Here is a 17,783-nt window from a genome sequence, read left to right as displayed (position 1 = left end):
TCAGGTTCCAAGCTCGTTTAACTTGTTTTGTTAGGAGACAAAGTTCCATGAAAATTCGTCCGTTGCATGATCGCGTTGTTGTTCGTCGCAAAGAAGAAGAAACCAAAACCGCTGGCGGTATCATCCTGTCCGGTGCAGCGAAAGAAAAGCCCAACCAAGGTGAAGTGCTGGCTGTAGGAAATGGCCGTGTACTGGCAAGCGGTGAGCTGCGTCCTTTGGATGTAAAGGTGGGTGATGTCGTAGTGTTTGGCAAATATGCAGGCAGCGATACCATCACTATTGATGGCGAAGAGCTGGTGATCCTGAGCGAGTCCGATATCAAAGCGGTTCTGGTGTAATCCGACTGCTTTAAGAATTTAACGTGAAACCGCCCTGTGTTGGTTTCCCTGTGTTAACAAAAGACTGTAGGAATTGAAGATATGTCAGCTAAAGATGTGAAATTTGGTGATAACGCACGTCAACGTATGTTGGTTGGTGTCAATGTGTTGGCCGATGCGGTTAAAGCGACTCTTGGACCAAAAGGCCGTAACGTTGTATTGGAGAAGTCATTCGGCGCTCCTACCGTGACTAAAGATGGTGTGTCTGTTGCGAAAGAAATCAACCTGAAAGACAAGTTCGAAAACATGGGCGCACAAATGCTGAAAGAAGTAGCTTCACGCGCTTCTGACGATGCGGGCGACGGCACCACTACTGCAACTGTGTTGGCGCAATCTATCGTTAACGAAGGTTTGAAATCTGTTGCTGCGGGCATGAACCCAATGGACTTGAAGCGTGGTATCGACAAGGCAATCACTGCTGCTGTTGCACACGTTAAATCTATTGCTCAGCCATGTGTGGATAGCAAGTCAATCTCGCAAGTGGGCAGTATTTCTGCTAACAGTGATGCCTCTGTCGGTGCTTTGATTGCAGAAGCGATGGACAAAGTAGGTAAAGAAGGTGTGATCACCGTTGAAGAAGGCACCAGTCTCGACAACGAGTTGGACGTAGTAGAAGGTATGCAGTTTGACCGCGGTTACCTGTCGCCTTACTTCATCAACAATCAAGACAACATGAGTGTTGAGCACGACCACCCGTACATTTTGTTGGTCGACAAAAAAATCTCCAACATTCGCGAATTGCTGCCGGTGTTGGAAGGTGTTGCCAAATCAGGCAAGCCGCTGGTAATTGTTGCAGAAGACGTTGAAGGCGAAGCCTTGGCTACGTTGGTAGTGAACAACATTCGCGGCATCGTAAAAGTAGCTGCGGTTAAAGCACCTGGTTTCGGCGATCGTCGCAAGGCAATGTTGCAAGATATCGCCGTATTGACTGGCGGTACTGTGATCTCTGAAGAAGTTGGCTTGGATTTGGAAAGCGCCACTTTGGAGCACTTGGGTACGGCAAAACGCGTCACCATGAACAAAGACAACACCACTATCGTTGATGGTGCTGGCAATGCAGAAGAAATCAAATCTCGCGTACAACAAATTCGTGTACAAATCGAAGAGACTTCTTCTGATTACGACCGCGAAAAACTGCAAGAGCGCGTAGCCAAATTGGCTGGCGGTGTTGCGGTAATCAAAGTGGGTGCTGCCACTGAAATGGAAATGAAAGAGAAGAAAGCACGCGTTGAAGATGCTCTGCACGCTACCCGTGCAGCAGTAGAAGAGGGCGTGGTGCCTGGCGGTGGTACTGCTTTGTTGCGCGCTGTTGCGGCAATCAAAGACCTCAAAGGCGACAACGAAGATCAAAATGCCGGTATCGCCATTGCACGCCGTGCAATGGAAGCGCCGTTGCGTCAAATCGTTGCCAACGCAGGTGATGAGCCATCAGTTGTTGCTGACCAAGTGAAAAAAGGCACTGGCAACTACGGCTATAACGCTGCGACCGGTGTTTACGGCGACATGATCGAAATGGGTATTCTCGATCCAGCTAAAGTAACCCGCTCTGCGCTGCAGGCTGCAGGTTCTATCGCTGGTTTGATGATCACCACCGAAGCAATGGTTGCTGATATGCCAGAAGATAAACCATCTGCACCTGATATGGGCGGCATGGGTGGTATGGGTGGCATGGGCGGTATGATGTAAGCCGAACCATTCGATAATTACGGCCCCTAGTGGGCCGTAATTATTTTTACCGATGTATTCAAAAATATTAGCGATAGCGAATTTTTAATAAGCGCAAATTCATTTAATTGTTATCATTCGCTGGCGGATTTTGACAAAGATTGAATCTAGACAAGCGTGAACTATCTACACAACCGTGAATTAGGAGAAACATCATGGCTTTTGAATTACCAGCACTGCCTTATGCAATTGACGCTTTGGCTCCTCATATTTCGCAAGAAACTCTGGAGTTTCACCACGGCAAACACCACAAAACTTATGTAGATAAGTTGAACGGCCTGGTTCCTGGTACTGAGTTTGAAGGTAAATCGTTGGAAGAAGTGATCAAAACCTCTTCTGGTGGTGTATTTAACAACGCGGCACAAATCTGGAACCACACTTTCTACTGGCACTGCCTGAGCCCTAACGGTGGCGGCGCAGCGACTGGTGCAGTTGCAGAAGCAATCAACAAAGCATTTGGTTCATTCGACAAGTTCAAAGAAGAGTTCACTAACTCTGCTATCAACAACTTCGGCTCAAGCTGGACCTGGTTGGTGAAAAAAGCCGATGGTTCTGTAGCCATCGTTAACACCAGCAACGCTGCAACTCCGTTGACCGATGCATCTGTTACTCCAATCCTGACTGTGGATTTGTGGGAGCACGCTTACTACATCGACTACCGCAACGCGCGCCCAACTTACATGAACGCTTTCTGGGCGTTGGTAAACTGGGAATTTGTGAACGCAAATTTCGCAAAATAATCAAGGCGCCAACTTATTGGTGAACTTGCATTAAAAAAACGGGCATCGCGCCCGTTTTTTTATGGCGCAAAATAAAATATTGCTGTCATCCCATACTGCTGAACTATGTTTGTACTGGTCGCTGCTATAAAATGCGCGCACACTAAACGTCCATTTGATCCATCGTCTTAACCGCTAAGGTATTTGTTGTTATGGAACGCAGAGAACCCACATTATCGACTGGCGGAATATCTGAGCCAGCGGAATCCACAAGTCGTCGTCAGCAGCCACCAGCGCGCGACCACGATGATGATTCGCCGCCAGCGCGCCCGGCACGAAAACCCGCTCCGCAAGCAACACCTGCGTATGCGCCCGCTGCTCCGTCTAGCAGTCTGCCTGCTATAGCGTTGGTGATTGCATTGGTTGCTGCTGGGGGTGCCGGTTTTCTTGGCTGGCAATTGTTTCAGGCGCAGGCGATGCTGCAGCAGGCCGATACTCGTATTAAAGGTTTGGAGCAGCAGCTGAGTTTGACCTCGGAAGAGTCCAGCGCATCGGTAGTGACCTTGCAATCTAATTTGAAAAAAATGGATGCTGAGGTGCGTCGCATTACGGCGTTGATTGAAACCAACCGCAAAGCGATTGCGGCAAATACCGAAAAAACGTCCGCAGTTGCGCGCGATGCAGCTAATGCCCAAAAAGTGGGTGCTGAGGCGCGCACTCTGGCCACTTCGCTCAAACAGGAGGTTGCTGCCAATAAAGCGGTTGCCGATGCGGCTGCGGCAAAAATTGATGGTATGAGTGCGGCTGCTAGTAAACAAACCCAAAGTGTACAAAATTTAAAAGAAGAGTTGGATAAGATGCAGTTAGAAATGACCGCACTGGATAGTTTGGCGGCGCGCTTGCGTACTAACGAAGAGGCTATCGCAGCAATTGATGCTTTCCGTCGCGGTACCAATCGTGAACTTTTACAGATTAAGCAACAACTGGGCACTGCACCCAAATAATTGAATTGTTTACCTGTGTTATCTCTAATTTAAAAGAGGGGCTGAGTTAAATCGGCTCCTCTTTTTTTTGCGGGTACTGTCGTATTGCGACCTTGTCAGGTCTCTGGCTCGGATACCTGAAACTATCCAGCTTGATAGTGTAGAATTACCGCCACTTTTTCCCCGTTCCGCTTTACGGCCTAACAATCGAGAAGTTCATTATGCCAACCGTGATTCGCCAACAAGATTTGATCGACAGCGTCGCCGATGCGCTGCAATTTATTTCCTACTACCATCCCGTTGATTTCATTCAGGCAATTCATCAAGCCTACGAGCGCGAGCAGAACAAAGCTGCTAAAGATGCGATGGCGCAGATCCTGATCAATTCGCGTATGTGTGCTATGGGGCGCCGCCCGATTTGTCAGGACACGGGTATTGTCACTGTGTTTGTAACTGTGGGTATGGATGTGCAGTGGGATGCGCAAATGAGCCTCACCGATATGGTTAATGAAGGTGTGCGTCGCGCCTATATGAATCCCGATAACGTGCTGCGTGCGTCGATCCTCGCTGATCCGGACGGTGCGCGCAAAAATACTGGCGACAATACTCCCGCCGTTATTCACTACAATATAGTTCCCGGCAATACAGTCGATGTACATGTAGCGGCCAAGGGCGGCGGATCTGAAGCAAAAACCAAATTTGCGATGTTGAATCCTTCTGATTCAGTAGTCGATTGGGTATTAAAGGTTGTACCCGAGATGGGCGCTGGCTGGTGTCCGCCAGGCATGCTCGGTATCGGCATCGGTGGCACCGCAGAAAAAGCCATGTTGCTCGCCAAAGAAGCCTTGCTCGATCCAGTCGATATTCAAGAGCTGCAAGCGCGCGGTGCAAGCGATCGCTACGAAGAATTGCGCATCGAGCTGTACGATAAAATTAATCGCTTGGGTATTGGTGCGCAGGGTTTGGGTGGTTTGACCACCGTAGTGGATGTCAAAATTAAAGACTATCCCACCCATGCGGCGAACAAAGCAATTGCCATCATCCCCAACTGCGCTGCAACTCGCCATGCGCATTTTGTGCTGGACGGTTCTGGCCCATCATTTCAAACCCCGCCGGCCCTTGAAGACTATCCTGAAATTAGTTGGGATGTAGGCGACAGCGTGCGCCGTGTGAATCTCGATACCTTAAAGCCAGAAGTTGTATTGGATTGGAAAACCGGTGAAACCGTATTGCTGTCAGGCAAAATGCTCACCGGTCGCGATGCCGCGCATAAAAAGATGATTGATATGCTCGCCAAAGGCGAAGAGCTGCCAGTGAGTATGAAAGGCCGCTTCATTTATTACGTTGGCCCGGTTGATCCAATCCGTGATGAAGTGGTTGGCCCGGCTGGCCCAACTACCGCAACACGCATGGATAAATTCACCCGCACTATGCTGGAGCAAACTGGCTTACTGGGTATGATCGGTAAATCCGAGCGCGGCCCTGCTGCAATTGAAGCGATTCGCGATAATAAATCTGTGTATTTGATGGCCGTCGGTGGAGCAGCTTATTTGGTTGCACAGGCCATTAAATCCGCCAAGGTATTGGGCTTCCCTGAATTAGGTATGGAAGCGATTTATGAATTCGACGTCAAAGATATGCCCGTCACTGTCGCGGTAGATTCGCGCGGTGAGTCCGTGCATACCACCGGCCCGCAAATTTGGAAGGCAAAAATTGAAGAAGGTGTGGTGAACGTGCAATAAACATATGGCGTTCAATATTACATTAGTTGTATGTGTAATAAAAAAACCGGCTGTGAGCAACAGCCGGTTTTTTTGTTGTTAGAGAAAACCTAAAAGTTGGAAATTAAAAAAGATTTTATAATAGTTTTAAATTTTATTGTCTTGTATCAATTGTTGAGCTGTTTATTTAATAATAATTTGAACAAATGGCTTTCCTGGCAAGCAAACTAAAATAAACCTGCTACTTTTAAAAGGACTTGTTTGTCGACAGGTTAAGTTGTGGTCGACTCAGTTTATTTGTTTTAAAGGGTGGAGGAATTAATGTCTGATTCAGCTGTAATAAAAATGCCAAAGCGATTTGATTATTCTTCCAGTTCTACGTTTAATCAAGACGTACTTTCGGCGCTGGAGGGCGCAGATGTTATTACATTGGACTGTGCCGAGATGGAGTATATCGATAGCGCAGGAATAGGCCTGCTTGTGATGGCGCAAAAAAAAGCTCAATCCAGACAGTCTAAGATTGCAATTGCTAATCTGCAGTCGACTCCGCGAGAAATTCTAAAGTTAGCAAATTTGCAAAAAATAATTGAAATTAGCTAGTGATTGTCCATTATGAAAGATGCTTCATCTGGCCAAAAATATTCAATTTTAGTTGTGGATGATGATGAGATTCTAAATGAGTTAATGTGCCAGTTTTTGCGAAGTAAAGGGTTTGTTACTCATTCTGTATATAGCTATTTGAAATCATTTGAATTGTTGCAAGCACCTATGACATTTGACTTGATAGTGTTGGACTATCAGTTAGGTGATGGTACTGGGTTGGAGTTTTTGGCTGACCTGAATTTTCATAACAAGAATAATAAACCTCCGGTGATAATGATCAGCTCCAATCAGGACGCTGTTCTTCTTGAAAGCTGTTTTGGGAAAGGCGTTACAGACTACTTAATTAAGCCGGTTAATCTTTCGTTGCTCGCATTGAAAGCTGGTGCTTTGATAAATGCTGTCGCAATGCAAAATCTCATTGCTGTGCAAACGGCTGAGCTTGAGCGATTTAAGTCTGAAGCGGAGCGCGAAGAGTCTATCGCCAAAGAAATTTATGAATACTTATTACGTCAAAATAGTCAGAGCGTTGAAGGTGTCACTAATTGGTTGAAATCTTCGTCTTCCTTTAGTGGTGATATTGCTTTAACTAAATTTTCCCCCTCTGGTGATCTCTTTTTTTTATTGGCTGATGCTACTGGGCATGGATTGTCTGCAGCGATTACATTGATGCCGATGGTGTCTGTTTTTAGCAGTATGGTGGATAAGGGTTTTCACCTTCAGCCGATAGTGACTGAGATTAACAAAAAATTAATACACGATACGCCAGGCGATCGATTTATCGCTGCGGTAATGATTCATTGGCGTCGCGAGCAAAATGAACTTGATGTTTGGAATGGCGGCATGCCTCCAGTGTATTGGGTGCATCAAGGGAGGCTGTTACATCAATTTGTTTCGCAGCACATGGCTTTGGGGATCTTAGAAGAGGGGATGTTTGATGCTGGTGTTGTTAGTTGCCCTGCGCAAAGTGTTGGACTTATCCTTGCCTATAGCGATGGGTTGATAGAGGAAGTAAATGATGGCGGTGTTTCATTTTCAAGCGATCAAGTTGTCGCGGTTGCGCTTACCAATTCTACAGAAATATTGCCGTCATTAATTGTGGGACTGGAGCAGCACACTGGGCGCAAGAAATACCGCGATGATGTTTCTATTTGTATTTTGGATGCGGCGCGTATTTTTACCCCTGATTAATCAAGTTATCTCTGTTGCAGCCGGGTTCGAGAGCGATTTTTTCAGGGATAGGCTTTGATAAAATGTCGGGCAGTAACGGGATGTGCTATTAAATTTCCTTGGCTGCTTGCAGGAACTCAACAATAAAATAATATTCCTCTCCCTTCTGTTCTATGTGTATTTTTCCATGCATTTTTTCTATGATTTCTTTGGCGATTGCCAGCCCTAGGTCTCCTTCTGCATACCGTTCTTGATTTGTAGGCTTATGATTTGTTCCAAAATACAATAGTAAGCTATTGCGCTCTACTTCACTTGGTTTCCCCGCGATTGCGATGGCAATTTTTACTCGGTTGCGGTCTTCACTAATGCGTATGTCTAATTCGGATTTTGGCTCAGAGAGCTTTAGTGAGTGTTGTAGTAGATGCGTCAGAGCTTGATTCAAACGTGCGCTATCTATATGTGCTGTGAGGTTTGTTTCTGTTGCTGTTATTGAAACGCGGCATTGATAAATGTCAATGTAAGCTTCATTTCGTTTTAGGGTTTCTTTAATTAGCGGGTATACCATTTGTGTTTTTAATTTATAGGGTGCGTCGCCTTTGGATAGGTTGTGCACTTCGATTAAATCACTCATGAGTTTTTGTAATTTAATGCTGTTGTTTTGTGCTATGCCGACAGCGTGAAGCAAGGGCTCGGGTAGGTGGGTAAATGAATCATTTTGCAGCAGGCTAATAGCTTCTGTTATAACATTAAGTGGCCCCAGGATTTCTTTACTGGCAGCGGTAATAAATTGACTGTGAAGCCCATCAATACGTCGTTTTTCAGTTATGTCGCGTACTATGCCAATAAATAGTGGTTCATCGTGCTGAAAAACACGCGAAACCATTAGGTCCATTGGGAATTCATCGCCGTTGCGGCGTAAACCAATTACTTCTCGCCCTATTCCAAGTATATTTTTTTTGCCTGTTTTTAGATATTTTTTTATATATTCATCGTGCATTGATTTGTGGGGTTCAGGCATTAATGTACTGATGTTGCTGCCGATAATATGTTTGGCTCTGTATCCAAAAATGGTTTCCGCTGCGTGGTTAAAGCTTTGAATTATGCCGTCTTTTGAGATGGTGATGATGCCATCGGCAATATCATTAAGAATAGTCTGTGTATGTTGGCTGCTGGCCTCGAGTGCTGCTTTGTCCTTAGCGTGCTGCTGTTCATGATTCATCGTTTGAATAAATTGAGCAATGCTTTTAAGAATGGGTTCCAACTCTTCTGCAGTTTGATTTGTGTAGCCAAGTGGTGAGTTGGCGAGCCCGAGGATAGCTATTTTTTCTTGGCCATTAAAAATAGGAATCCCAATAAAGTTGTTGATGGCAGGGTGTCCCGGTGGCAGTGTGGTAGCGCGCATGTCGCGAGCAAGATTGGGGCTGATGATGGGTTTTTCAGAGCGCAGAATCATGCCGAACAGATTGTCCAAATTTCGGTACTCACCATTCTCTGGCATGTTGGCTGTGCGAAATTTTTCCAGTGCCCGATCTTCTTTTTTATGGCTGCCAAATACCAAGGTGCGCATAAAAGGATTTTGTTCGGCATCTTTTGCTACTTGCCCAATGAAACCTAGTTCGCTGCGACAGATCGGCAATGTTTCTTTTAGTAGTGCGCTCAGTGCAGACTTAATATCCCCGTCGCCGATGTAAATAGACTGGGCATTATTAATGATTTTTTCCAGTTTCTGCTTTTGATTTAATTTATTTGTAATTTTTAGCAGGTGAAAGTTCTTATTGAGTTGGTCTTCCATGTTATGGCGCGCACGTGTGGTGCTGGCAATCACAAAAAAGATAAACAACAGTGTCATGCTGGTCATTGCGATTGCTGTGGGACCATCCTCGATAAAAATAATAATGCTGAGTGGGGTGATGGCGAGAACAACAAAACCAATGGATGAATATTTGTCGACGGTGAGCGATGTTATTGAGCCACTGGCTACACCTGCGAGAGAAAACGCGAGTAGCGCTTGGTAAACTGTATCATCCGGCGCAAATAATAAAACCGCGGTGGCGCCCCAGGCGGAGCCGGTTAACCAGACACCGATGCGAAAGCTGTTCAACCAAAAGCGTGCGGGGTAAAGTTGGTGTGCGTTATGCCAGAAAATCCATAAGATCAGGCGCCCAAGCAGGGTGCAGCCTAAGAGTAAATTCCACAGGATAATTTCTGCTTGACCAATAATTGGCCAATGCGAGATGCTGAGAATTAAGGCAATAATTATGGAGGAGAGGAGTGATACCGGAAGGCTATGGTAGAGCGAGCGCATTTGTTCGTTAGCCAGTGTCGATTGGCTGAGCGACTCGTCGTCAATAGATTGCTGCAATAGCGATTTCTCAGGCATTCAATGTTCCGTTAGTCGACAGATAGGGCTAGAAAAGGGTTGTGTGCGGCAGCAATAGAATTGATATTAAGCTGATGAGAGTATAGGACAGTCTGTACGCCTTTCTAGTCAGTGTTAGGAATCAGCATAGCTGATTGCTTGGGGGGCTCCTATTACAAGTTATTACTTAGGCAGGGGGAGGTGAGATGCTGGTTCTGTCGATCAGATGACACTTCAGCAGTGCTTATTTTTTGATTGTGTGCATAGAGAGGCTGCTGATGAGTGCTTTAAGTGAAAAAACCTGCAGTAGTTGTCGCGCTGATTCACCTTTGCTCGATAATGTAGCGATACAGGCGGCGCTCTTGGAATTGCCGGAGTGGACAGTAGAAATCGTTGCAGGCGTAAATCAATTGATGCGGGTGTATCGGTTTAAAGATTTTGTGCGGGCAATGGATTTTACCTTGGCTGTGGGGGAACTGGCGGAGGAGTATGGCCACCACCCGGCATTATTGACCGAGTGGGGCAGGGTAAGAGTGAGTTGGTGGACGCACAAGATTCATGGCTTACATGAAAATGATGTGATTATGGCTGCTAAAACAGAGCAGTTGTTTCGAGCGCGTTTTGCCACTCAACCCTAATAGAGGCGATATTGCTCGGGGATCTGTTCGATTGCATCGATTGGCGGCATGAGCTTGCGCAAAATGCCGTCGTGAATATCGTAAATCCAGCCGTGAATTGTTAATTCTTGCCCGCGTGCCCAGGCGTTTTGCACTATGTTGCTGCGCGCCACATTTTCCACTTGTTGCACTACGTTTAATTCGCAGAGGCGGTTGACGCGATCATTGGGGTCGGAAATCTCATCCATAATGTCTTTGTTTTTGTAGTAGACATCGCGAATATTGCGCAGCCAATAGTCAATCAATCCTAATTTATGGTTTTCCATCGCCGCTTTTACCCCGCCACAACCGTAATGGCCGGTGACCATCACGTGCTTTACCTTGAGAAACTCAACGGCGTAGTTGAGTACGGTCATACAATTCAGATCGGTGTGGATAACTACGTTGGCGACATTGCGATGTACAAATAATTCGCCCGGTGCCAGGTCGACAATTTGGTTGGCGGGAACGCGGCTGTCAGAGCAGCCAATCCATAAATATTCAGGTGCTTGTTGCTCAGCTAGTTTGGAGAAAAAGTTGGGCTCGTTGCGTTTAATGTTTTCGGCCCACTTAATATTGCTGGCAAATAGGCTCTCTAAATCACTCATTGTGTTGCTCCTGGTGGTCACGTACAAAGGTCAGAATAGCGGTACGACATTTAGCCGCAAAAATCAGGCCGCAGTATAGGGGAAAGCGATTGTCGAGTGTTACATTGCACCTTTTCAGATGCTTGGATTGGATAGTTTAAAGGGATAAAAATGATGAAGCCCACTACACAAAACACTCTCTATTGGCACGATTATGAAACCTGGGGGGAGGTTCCGGCGCTGGACAAGCCCTCGCAGTTTGCTGGCATCCGCACCGATGAGGATTTAAATATTATCGGCGATCCCCTGATGGTTTACTGCCAACCGGCGGCGGACTTATTGCCCAAGCCCGAAGCTTGTTTGGTCACCGGCTTGTTACCTCAGGTCGCTGCAGAGCGCGGTGTGCCAGAGTATCAATTTATTGCGGCGATTCACGCGGAATTATCTCGCCCCGGCACCTGTGGGGTGGGTTATAACTCGATCCGTTTTGATGACGAAGTGACGCGTTATACGCTGTATCGCAACTTTTATGACCCTTACGAGCGCGAGTGGCGCAACGGCAATTCGCGCTGGGATATTATCGATATGGTGCGCATGACGCGCGCGCTGCGCCCCGAGGGTATTGAGTGGCCGGATTACGAGGATGGTCGCCCCTGCTTTAAGTTGGAGATGTTGAGTCAGGCCAACAACCTCAAGCATGAGGCGGCGCACGATGCGCTCTCGGATGTTTATGCCACTATCGCGGTGGCCAAGCTGATCAAGATAAAACAGCCCAAGCTTTACGATTACGCCTATCGTCTGCGCGACAAACGGTTTGTCGCCAGTTTGATCGATATCGACAGCCATAAACCGCTGCTGCATATCTCATCGCGTTTTCCCGCAGAGAATGGCAATGCGGCGCTGGTTTTGCCGCTCGCTATGCATCCCACTAATAAAAATTCAGTGATCGCCTTTAACCTCGGCACTGACCCTAATGCCTTACTGACGTTGCCGGTTGATGAATTGAAGTTGCGTCTGTTTACCCGCACCGAGGATCTACCCGAAGGTGTTGAACGGTTGGCACTCAAGGAAATTCATTTCAATAAAACACCGATGGTGTTACCACCATCAATGTTGGATGACGCAACCGCACAGCGCTTGGCAATCGATAAACAAGCTTGTGAGCGGCATTGGCAAACGCTGCGCAATCTCACTAGGTCTGAGCAGCAGCTGTTGCGGCAGAAGCTTTACCAGCTGTACAGCAGTCAGGAATTTGCCGAAAAAACCGATCCTGAGCAAATGCTCTACAGCGGCTTTTTTGAAGCGCACGACAAGCGCTTAATGGATCGCGTACGGCAGGCAACGCCTGAATCGCTGGCCAGTGAGGTGTTTGATTTCCACGATGCGCGGTTAACGGAAATGTTGTTTCGCTATCGCGCGCGCAATTTCCCTACTAGTCTTAACTCTGAAGATCGCCATCGCTGGCAGGCGTTTTGCCGTTGGCGGTTGACCACTAAAGAGGCTCAGGCCAGTTTGACGCTGGAAGAGTTTGAGGCGCGGCTGCAGTTGCTGATGGCGGATGTGAATATCTCGGCGGTACAGCAAGATTTGTTAAAGCAATTGGCACTCTATGCCGATAAGCTCAAACAGGATTTGTAAATTGATAATGCAACCTTGGCGGTTTGTGTTGCGGTAAGTACCACAACAGTGGGTAGGTTGATTAAAAAAAGGAAAGAGTCTGGCCGGTATTCAGAATATCTTTCCCTCGACAGCTATCTTTCCATATGTTGGATGGATCATTCCGTTGGAGATCAAATAATGTCGGCTCACTGGTCATTACGTAAAAAAATAAGTGCATCAGTCGCCATATCGCTGTTGCTCGTAGGATGTGCCGTTTCCTACCTCTCTTACACCTCTGCGATGGCGGCGATGGAGGTTAGTATCAGTCGCCAAGTTGCCGGTATTTCGGCGACTTTTAGCAAATATGTGAGCGACTGGTTCGCTCTCAAAGGGAAGGCGCTGGAGGGCTTTCCGGCTAGCGCTAGCGAGGGCAATTACAACGCGCACCTTACCCAAGTGAAGATTTCCGCCAACGTCGACAATAGCTTTTTAGCTTTTGCCGATGGCAGGCTCTTTAACGCCAATAATTTAGTGATGGCGCCAGGCAACGACGATCCTCGCGTTTGGGGTTGGTATATCGCTGCGGTTAAAAACCCACGTGAGACCTATATAGCGGATCCTTCGGTGGCTTCAGCCACGGGGAAAAATGTGGTATCGCTTGGGCGCGCTGTGCTTAATAGCGATGGCAGTATCAAAGCAATCTTGGGGATTGATGTCGTCATTGACGATATAGTCCAGCAGCTGCGCGATATCGACCTGCCGGGCAATGGGTATATGTTTATTGTACGTGGCGACAAGGTGTTTTCCCATGCAGATCAAAAACTGCTCAACAAACCCTTGCGCGACATATCCTCTGATTTTACCGCGATTCGGCTGGAAAAAATATTGCGTGAAAAAGGGGCGCAGCATCTGATTCAGGTGAACGGCAAGGCAGTGCAGGTTTTTGCTGACGCTATTCCAGGGTCGAATTTGGTATTGGTGATGCTGCTGGAGCGTGAGTTGTTAGTGGGTCCCGTACAAGCGGCGCTCATGGGGCAGTTAGCGGTGATTTTGATATTGCTGGTGGCAACATTATTGGTGCTGAATTGGCTAAATGGCATACTTTTGTTGCCGCTGCATAATGTTTCTCAGGCCCTGTCGGAAATTGCCTCTGGCGGCGGTGATCTGTCGCGCCGTCTGCCTGTTACATCGAATGATGAGGTGGGTTTGCTGGCGGCTAATTTCAATTCATTTGTTGAGCATATGAATGACCTGGTTGCGCATATACGTGCCCAGGCGGCAGAGTTGCAGGACAACGCCCGCTCCATGGCAGATTCAGCGGTGAGCTCAGTGCGTGAATTGGGGGTGCAGCAACAGCAAATCGGCATGGTGGTAGTGGCCATGAATGAAATGACCAATGCAACGCAAGAGATTGCCCATCATACGGAGCACACTGCAGACTCTGTGCGCGAGTCGGTAAGCAGTGCGAGTGAAGGTAAGCAGCAAGTGGACAGAACTCGCGATTCGATTGTGGTGCTTGCTGAAAAAGTGGAGCAGGCCTGTAGCGTGATTTCGACTCTTAATAGTAATGCGCAAAATATTAGTGGGATTCTTTCCACCATTCAGGGGATTGCCGAGCAAACCAATTTACTTGCACTCAATGCTGCTATCGAGGCCGCACGCGCAGGCGAGCAGGGCAGAGGATTTGCGGTAGTTGCCGACGAGGTGCGGGTATTATCGCAGCGCACACATGCTAGTACAGAAGAGATACAGTCAATGATTGGTTCGCTACAATCTACTGCGCAAAATGCAGTTTCCATCATGGAAGAGGGGCGTCATCTGGCAACCGGAAGCGTTGAAAACGCTGATAGCGCCTCCAGTTCCCTCGAGAAAATCAATTCGGCTGTAGGGACGATCAGTGGCATGGCGGTGCAGATTGCAACGGCTGCTGAAGAGCAAAGTCAGGTGGTTAAAGAGGTGTTGAATAACATCAACTCGATTAAGGCGGTTGCGGATAGCTCTGCTGCTGCCGCTCATCAAGGTGACTCGCGCGCGCAAAGCTTACAGAATTTGGCGCGTGCACTTAACGCCAAGGTGTCAACCTTCCGGCTGTAACAATCTGTTGTTTTACTCCTGTAACAAAAGCAGCCATTAGTGCTGCTTTTTTTTGGGTGAGTCAGACGGTTGGTGGCTGAGATGCATTTTCATTTAGCGTTAAAAGCCGCACTTTAACCCTCGTAAGTGTGGGAATTTCCGTGGCTTGCGAGTACAATTCCGCGCCCAAGTAGGTACTGGTCTGTGGCTTGTGCCCGGTGAATTGTCAACGAGTTATAGCGGGAGCTTCCCATGTCATCTATCAAAAAAGTCGTGTTGGCCTATTCCGGTGGCCTCGATACCTCAGTAATCGTCAAATGGCTGCAAGAAAACTACAACTGTGAAGTCATCACCTTCACCGCTGACATTGGTCAGGGCGAAGAAGTAGAGCCAGCGCGCGCCAAAGCCCAAGCGCTCGGCGTTAAACAAATTTATATTGATGATCTGCGCGAAGAGTTCGTGCGCGATTTCGTATTCCCGATGTTCCGTGCCAATACCATCTATGAAGGCGAATACCTGCTCGGTACGTCTATCGCTCGTCCATTAATCGCCAAGCGTTTGATTGAAATCGCTAACGAAGTAGGCGCCGACGCGATTTCCCATGGCGCTACCGGTAAAGGTAATGACCAGGTGCGCTTTGAGCTGGGTGCCTATGCACTTAAGCCTGGCATCAAGGTAATTGCTCCATGGCGTGAGTGGGATCTGACTTCCCGTGAAACCTTGATGGCTTATTGCGAGCAGCACAATATTCCGGTTGATTTCAACAAAAAGAAAAAGTCGCCTTACTCTATGGATGCCAACCTGCTGCATATCTCCTATGAAGGTGGTGTGTTGGAAAACCCATGGACTGAAGCAGAAGATGATATGTGGCGCTGGAGTGTTTCGCCTGAAGCCGCCCCTGATCAGCCAACCTATCTTGACCTGACCTATGAGAAGGGCGATGTGGTAGCGATTAATGGCGAGCGCATGTCACCGGCTACCGTGCTGACCTATTTGAATAAAGTGGGTGGCGAGAATGGTGTTGGTCGTTTGGATATTGTTGAAAACCGCTTTGTAGGCATGAAGTCTCGCGGTTGCTACGAAACTCCTGGCGGTACCATTATGCTGCGCGCGCACCGTGCGATTGAGTCCATCACCTTGGATCGTGAAGTGGCGCATTTGAAAGATAGCCTGATGCCCAAGTATGCCGAGATGATTTACAACGGCTTCTGGTGGAGTCCCGAGCGTAAGATGATGCAAACCATGATCGATGAATCGCAAGAGTATGTGAATGGTGAAGTTCGCGTGAAGCTTTACAAAGGTGCGGTACATGTAGTTGGTCGTCGCTCGGCTGACAGTTTGTTCGATGAAAAGGTTGCAACCTTTGAGGATGATGCTGGCGCATACAACCAAAAAGACGCGGAAGGCTTTATTAAACTAAATGCCTTGCGCATGCGTATTGCTGCAAACAAAGGCCGTATTCTCAAGTAAGGTATGAAAAAACCGCCCCTGTTCAAGGGGCGGCTCACAGATTAGTAGCCCATTGTTGTTCTATTGATCAAAGTCGCTGCGTTCGCGGTAAAGAGCGCATAAATAATTTGATAAATATCAATCCTACATCGACAAGGGTGAGACAAACTGCCGCTCATCAGGCAGAATGCCGCACCAAAAGTAGGGTTATAGGGTTGTCAAATTGCCGTGTAAGTCCGGGCGATAAATAGCGCTGACAGAGACAAAAAGTTTTCATTTTCTTTTAAGTAATAGGAAAGTCCTATGGGTAGTCATGCGGTAGTAGCTGGAGATCCTCCGGCATACGACTTCGATATAGTGCGCAAATTCTCCATTATGACCATTGTTTGGGGCATATTTGGGATGGGAATTGGTGTTCTTATCGCTTCTCAATTGGTTTGGCCGGGTCTCAATGATCTGCTTCAACCATACACCAGCTTCGGTCGCTTGCGTCCGTTGCACACTAACGCAGTTATTTTTGCATTCGGCGGTTGTGCGCTTTTTGCTACCTCTTATTACGTGGTTCAGCGCACCTGTCAGACTACATTGTTTGGTGGTTGGTTAGTTCCATTCACCTTCTGGGGCTGGCAGGCTGTTATCGTTTTGGCAGCAATCACCTTGCCTCTGGGCATGACCTCGGCAAAAGAGTACGCCGAGCTGGAATGGCCAATCGATATTTTGTTAGCACTGGTGTGGATCTCTTACGCGATTGTGTTCTTTGGCACTATCGTTAAGCGTAAAACCTCGCATATTTATGTGGCCAACTGGTTCTACGGCGGTTTTATTGTGACCGTAGCGGTGCTGCACATCGTTAACAGTGCCGCGATTCCCGTTACTCTAACCAAATCTTATTCCGCCTATGCGGGTGCCGCTGATGCGATGGTGCAGTGGTGGTATGGTCACAACGCGGTAGGTTTTTTCCTCACCGCAGGTTTCCTCGGCATGATGTACTACTTTGTACCCAAGCAAGCTGGCCGCCCGGTTTACTCTTATCAATTATCTATCGTTCACTTCTGGGCGCTGATCTCACTGTACATTTGGGCGGGCTCGCACCACTTGCATTATTCCGCATTGCCGGATTGGACCCAGTCGTTGGGTATGGTGATGTCCTTAATTCTGCTCGCGCCAAGCTGGGGCGGTATGATCAACGGGATTATGACTCTGTCAGGAGCCTGGCATAAGCTGCGCACCGACCCTACCTTGCGTTTCCTTGTCGTTGCTCTTTCTTTCTATGGTATGTCTACCTTTGAGGGCCCGATGATGGCCATCAAAAACGTAAATGCCTTATCGCACAACACCGACTGGACTGTGGGTCATGTGCACTCAGGTGCTCTGGGTTGGGTGGCGATGATTTCTATCGGCGCGCTCTACCATATGCTGCCAAAACTGTTTAACCGCGAAGAAATGTACAGTGTAAAACTGATTAATTTGCACTTTTGGCTGGCAACCGTCGGTACTGTACTTTATGTAGTGGCTATGTGGATCAACGGTATCGGGCAAGGATTGATGTGGCGTGCATTCAACCCGGACGGTTCGTTGACCTACAGCTTCATCGAGACAGTTGTGTTCAGTAAAGGCGGTTATGTTATGCGCGCGATTGGTGGTGCCTTCTTCCTAGCCGGCATGCTGATCATGGCGTACAACACATACCGCACTGTAAGCGCAGCTAAAAAAGCGGCCGAGAGTGTTAATCAGCCTGTTCAGGCGCCAGCTGTTTAAGGGGAAT

General features: G+C 47.7%; 14 protein-coding genes. 12 read left to right on the top strand and 2 right to left on the bottom strand.

What is annotated here, in order from left to right:
• Positions 1 to 47: 47 nt before the first annotated feature.
• From AC2CG4_RS18510 to AC2CG4_RS18480, 7 genes are all read left to right on the top strand, one after another.
• Positions 48 to 338, top strand: coding sequence for a co-chaperone GroES (locus AC2CG4_RS18510; protein WP_049630449.1), 291 nt, complete (start codon positions 48 to 50; stop codon positions 336 to 338).
• Between the two features lie 81 nt (positions 339 to 419).
• Entirely contained in the window at positions 420 to 2,063 is a 1,644-nt protein-coding gene (gene groL, locus AC2CG4_RS18505; protein ID WP_484487679.1) for a chaperonin GroEL, read from the top strand.
• Positions 2,064 to 2,257: 194 nt separating this feature from the next.
• Positions 2,258 to 2,842, top strand: coding sequence for a Fe-Mn family superoxide dismutase (locus AC2CG4_RS18500; RefSeq protein ID WP_484487678.1), 585 nt, complete (start codon positions 2,258 to 2,260; stop codon positions 2,840 to 2,842).
• A 191-nt stretch (positions 2,843 to 3,033) separates the two neighbouring features.
• Positions 3,034 to 3,825, top strand: a complete 792-nt coding sequence (locus tag AC2CG4_RS18495) for a hypothetical protein (protein ID WP_484487677.1) — start codon at positions 3,034 to 3,036, stop codon at positions 3,823 to 3,825.
• A gap of 200 nt (positions 3,826 to 4,025) precedes the next feature.
• Entirely contained in the window at positions 4,026 to 5,546 is a 1,521-nt protein-coding gene (locus tag AC2CG4_RS18490; RefSeq protein WP_484487676.1) for a fumarate hydratase, read from the top strand.
• Between the two features lie 300 nt (positions 5,547 to 5,846).
• A complete protein-coding gene (locus tag AC2CG4_RS18485) occupies positions 5,847 to 6,125 on the top strand; it encodes an STAS domain-containing protein (protein WP_484487675.1) in 279 nt (92 codons plus the stop codon).
• Positions 6,126 to 6,137: 12 nt separating this feature from the next.
• The gene (locus AC2CG4_RS18480; RefSeq protein WP_484487674.1) at positions 6,138 to 7,316 is read left to right on the top strand and encodes a SpoIIE family protein phosphatase; all 1,179 of its coding nucleotides are present in this window, start codon (positions 6,138 to 6,140) and stop codon (positions 7,314 to 7,316) included.
• 88 nt (positions 7,317 to 7,404) lie between these two features.
• Here the strand turns inward: AC2CG4_RS18480 and AC2CG4_RS18475 are convergent, their stop codons facing one another.
• Positions 7,405 to 9,600, bottom strand: a complete 2,196-nt coding sequence (locus tag AC2CG4_RS18475) for a PAS domain S-box protein (protein WP_484487673.1) — start codon at positions 9,598 to 9,600, stop codon at positions 7,405 to 7,407.
• A 332-nt stretch (positions 9,601 to 9,932) separates the two neighbouring features.
• Here AC2CG4_RS18475 and AC2CG4_RS18470 point away from each other — a divergent pair, with 332 nt between their 5' ends.
• On the top strand, positions 9,933 to 10,292 hold the full coding sequence (locus AC2CG4_RS18470; protein WP_484487672.1) for a 4a-hydroxytetrahydrobiopterin dehydratase: 360 nt from the start codon (positions 9,933 to 9,935) through the stop codon (positions 10,290 to 10,292).
• Here AC2CG4_RS18470 and can read toward each other — a convergent pair.
• Complete coding sequence (can, locus tag AC2CG4_RS18465; RefSeq protein ID WP_484487671.1) at positions 10,289 to 10,918, bottom strand: carbonate dehydratase; 630 nt, start codon at positions 10,916 to 10,918, stop codon at positions 10,289 to 10,291. The genes AC2CG4_RS18470 and can overlap by 4 nt on opposite strands.
• A gap of 153 nt (positions 10,919 to 11,071) precedes the next feature.
• Here can and sbcB point away from each other — a divergent pair, with 153 nt between their 5' ends.
• The 4 genes from sbcB to ccoN all read left to right on the top strand — a co-directional run bounded on the left by sbcB (position 11,072) and on the right by ccoN (position 17,776).
• Positions 11,072 to 12,535: an exodeoxyribonuclease I gene (sbcB, locus tag AC2CG4_RS18460; RefSeq protein WP_484487744.1), complete on the top strand. Its 1,464-nt coding sequence runs from the start codon at positions 11,072 to 11,074 to the stop codon at positions 12,533 to 12,535.
• Positions 12,536 to 12,694: 159 nt separating this feature from the next.
• Positions 12,695 to 14,590, top strand: a complete 1,896-nt coding sequence (locus tag AC2CG4_RS18455; protein WP_484487670.1) for a methyl-accepting chemotaxis protein — start codon at positions 12,695 to 12,697, stop codon at positions 14,588 to 14,590.
• 231 nt (positions 14,591 to 14,821) lie between these two features.
• Positions 14,822 to 16,039 carry an argininosuccinate synthase gene (locus AC2CG4_RS18450; RefSeq protein ID WP_484487669.1) on the top strand — a complete coding sequence of 406 codons (1,218 nt, stop codon included), beginning with the start codon at positions 14,822 to 14,824 and terminating at the stop codon, positions 16,037 to 16,039.
• A 282-nt stretch (positions 16,040 to 16,321) separates the two neighbouring features.
• Positions 16,322 to 17,776: a cytochrome-c oxidase, cbb3-type subunit I gene (gene ccoN / locus AC2CG4_RS18445; protein ID WP_484487668.1), complete on the top strand. Its 1,455-nt coding sequence runs from the start codon at positions 16,322 to 16,324 to the stop codon at positions 17,774 to 17,776.
• Positions 17,777 to 17,783: the final 7 nt, after the last annotated feature.

The organism is Cellvibrio sp. ATLC23, from assembly GCF_057196725.1.
The sequence above is the reverse complement of the archived record's forward strand: the minus strand, read 5'-3'. Positions and strand labels throughout refer to the sequence as shown.